The sequence below is a fragment of the Streptomyces sp. NPDC059456 genome, from assembly GCF_042750055.1.
Lineage (GTDB): Bacteria > Actinomycetota > Actinomycetes > Streptomycetales > Streptomycetaceae > Streptomyces.
The window spans coordinates 1-2,648 of sequence record NZ_JBHYVA010000922.1 but is presented as its reverse complement, the minus strand read 5'-3'; the positions used below and the strand labels follow the sequence as shown (position 1 = coordinate 2,648).

The window sequence follows — 2,648 nt, the reverse complement described above, 5'->3', positions numbered from 1 at the left end:
CGGCAGCGTCTGATTTTTATAAGAGACAGGCACCACCCTCGGCGACCCCATCGAGGCCCAGGCCCTGCTCGCCACCTACGGCCAGGACCACACCGCCCAGCGGCCGCTGCGGCTCGGCTCGTTCAAGTCGAACATCGGCCACGCCCAGGGCGCGGCCGGCGTCGGCGGCGTCATCAAGACCGTCATGGCGATGCGCAACGGCCTGATGCCGCGCACCCTGCACGTCTCCGAGCCGTCCAGCCACGTCGACTGGAGCGCCGGCCACGTCGAACTGCTCACCGAGGCGCTGCCCTGGCCCAAGGCCGAGGACCACGCCCGCACCGCCGGCGTCTCCGCGTTCGGCCTCAGCGGCACCAACGCCCACGTCATCCTCCAGGAGGCGCCGGAGCCCGAGCCGGCCGCCGCCGACGCCGAGCCGGTCCGTCAGGCCCCGGCCGTCGCCTCCCCGGTCCTGCCGTACGTCGTCTCGGCGCGCAGCGCCCAGGCGCTGCGCGGGCAGGCGCAGAAGCTCGCCTCGTTCGTCCGCGAAGGCGCGGGCGACGAGGACCCGCGCGGCATCGGCCACGCCCTGATCTCCCGGCGCACCGCCTTCGACCACCGCGCCGTCGTCCTCGGCGAGGACCGTGCGGCCCTGCTGGCCGGGCTCGACACCCTCGCCGACGGCGGCAAGGCCCCGAACCTGGTCCGCGGCAGCGCCTCCGGCTCCCCGCAGGTCGCGTTCGTCTTCCCCGGCCAGGGCTCGCAGTGGATCGGCATGGCCGTCGAACTGCTCGACTCCTCGCCGGTGTTCGCCGACCGGATGCGGGCCTGCGGCGACGCGCTCGCCCCGTTCACCGACTGGAACCTGCTGGACGTCGTACGCGGCGAGCCCGGCGCCCCCACGTACGACGAGGTCGACGTGGTCCAGCCTGTCCTGTGGGCCGTCATGGTCTCGCTGGCCGAGCTGTGGCGCTCCTTCGGCGTGGAACCGGCCGCGGTCGTCGGCCACTCCCAGGGCGAGATCGCGGCGGCCACCGTCGCCGGCGCCCTCTCCCTGGAGGACGGCGCACGCGTCGTCGCCCTCCGCAGCAAGATCATCCGGTCCGGGCTGGCCGGCCGCGGCGGCATGATGTCCGTCCGCCTGCCGTCCGCCGAGGTCCGCGAACTCATCGCCCGCTGGGACGGACGCCTCCAGCTCGCCGTCGTCAACAGCCCCACCTCGGTCGTCGTCTGCGGCCACCCCGAGAACCTCGACGAGCTGTACACGCACCTGGAGGCGGAGGGCGTCCAGGCCCGCAAGATCCCCGTCGACTACGCCTCGCACTCCGTCTTCGTCGAGGAGATCCGCGACGAGGTCCGCGCCGCCCTCGCCGGCGTGACCCCCCGCTCCGCGGACGTCGCCTTCTACTCGACCGTCGTCGGAGCGCCCGTCGACACCGCCACCCTCGACGCCGACTACTGGTACCGCAACCTGCGCCAGACCGTCCTCTTCGAGGAGACCACCCGCGCCCTCCTCGACGACGGCTTCACCGTCTTCGTCGAGGCCAGCCCGCACCCCGGCCTGCTCGTCGGCCTCGCCGAAACCGTCTCCGCCGTCGGCGCCGGCGCCGCACCGGTCGGCTCGCTGCGCCGCGGCGAAGGCGGCATGCAGCGCTTCGCCACCTCCCTCGCCGAGGCCTGGACGGCCGGCGCGCCCGTCGACTGGACCCTCTTCCACGGCTCCGCCCCCGCCCGCCCCGTCGACCTGCCGACGTACGCCTTCCAGCGCGAGCACTACTGGGCCCCGGCCCCCGCGGGCACCGGCGACGTCGAGGCCGCCGGCCTCGACCCGGCCGGCCACCCGCTGCTCGGCGCCGTGATCACCGCGCCCGACAGCGAAGGCTTCACGCTGACCGGCCGCCTCGCCACCGCCACCCACGGCTGGCTCGCCGACCACCGGGTCGGCGACCAGGTCTTCTTCCCCGGCACCGGCTTCGTCGAACTGGCCGTGCTGGCCGGCGACCGGGCCGGCTGCACCGCCGTCGAGGAACTCACCCTGGAGGCGCCGCTGGTGCTGCCCGCGCGCGGCGGCGTCGCCGTCCGCGTCACCGTCGACGCCCCCGACCCGGCCGGCCGCAGGGCCGTGAGCGTCCACTCGCGCGGCGAGGACACGGGCCTGTCCTGGACCCGGCACGCGGTCGGCACCCTCGCCGTCGCCGCCGCCCCCGCCCGCCCCTTCGACACCACCACGTGGCCGCCCGCCGGCGCGGAGCCCGTCGACCTCGACGGCTTCTACGAGAACGTCGCCGCGGAAGGGCTGAACTACGGCCCGGTGTTCCGGGGCCTGACCGCCGCCTGGCGCCTCGGCGAGGACCTGTACGCCGAGGCCGCCCTGCCCGACGGCACCGACGGCTCCCCGTACGGACTGCACCCGGCACTGCTCGACGCGGCGCTGCACACCGTCGCGCTGACCGGCGTCACCGGCGACGGGGCCGCCCTGCCGTTCGCCTGGTCCGGGGTCACCCTCGCCGCCGAGGGAGCCTCCGCCGTCCGCGTACGGGTCAGCGGACTCGGCGACGGCGAGGTCGCCGTGGGCCGCGCCCCCCCCCCCCGGCCGCCCCGGCCCGCGGGGGGCGGGCGCGTGCGGGCGGCGGGGGGGGATAAAACACAGGCCCGGGCCCCGGATCTTG

Annotated in this window: 1 protein-coding gene and 1 pseudogene; both read left to right on the top strand. The window is 75.9% G+C overall.

What is annotated here, in order from left to right:
• Window positions 1-49 precede the first annotated feature (49 nt).
• Window positions 50-166, top strand: a pseudogene (locus ACFXA3_RS40560) (hypothetical protein); the annotation flags it as partial.
• A gap of 18 nt (window positions 167-184) precedes the next feature.
• Window positions 185-2,648 (top strand): acyltransferase domain-containing protein (locus ACFXA3_RS40555; RefSeq protein ID WP_385196159.1); only part of this gene is annotated, 2,464 nt, incomplete at its 3' end.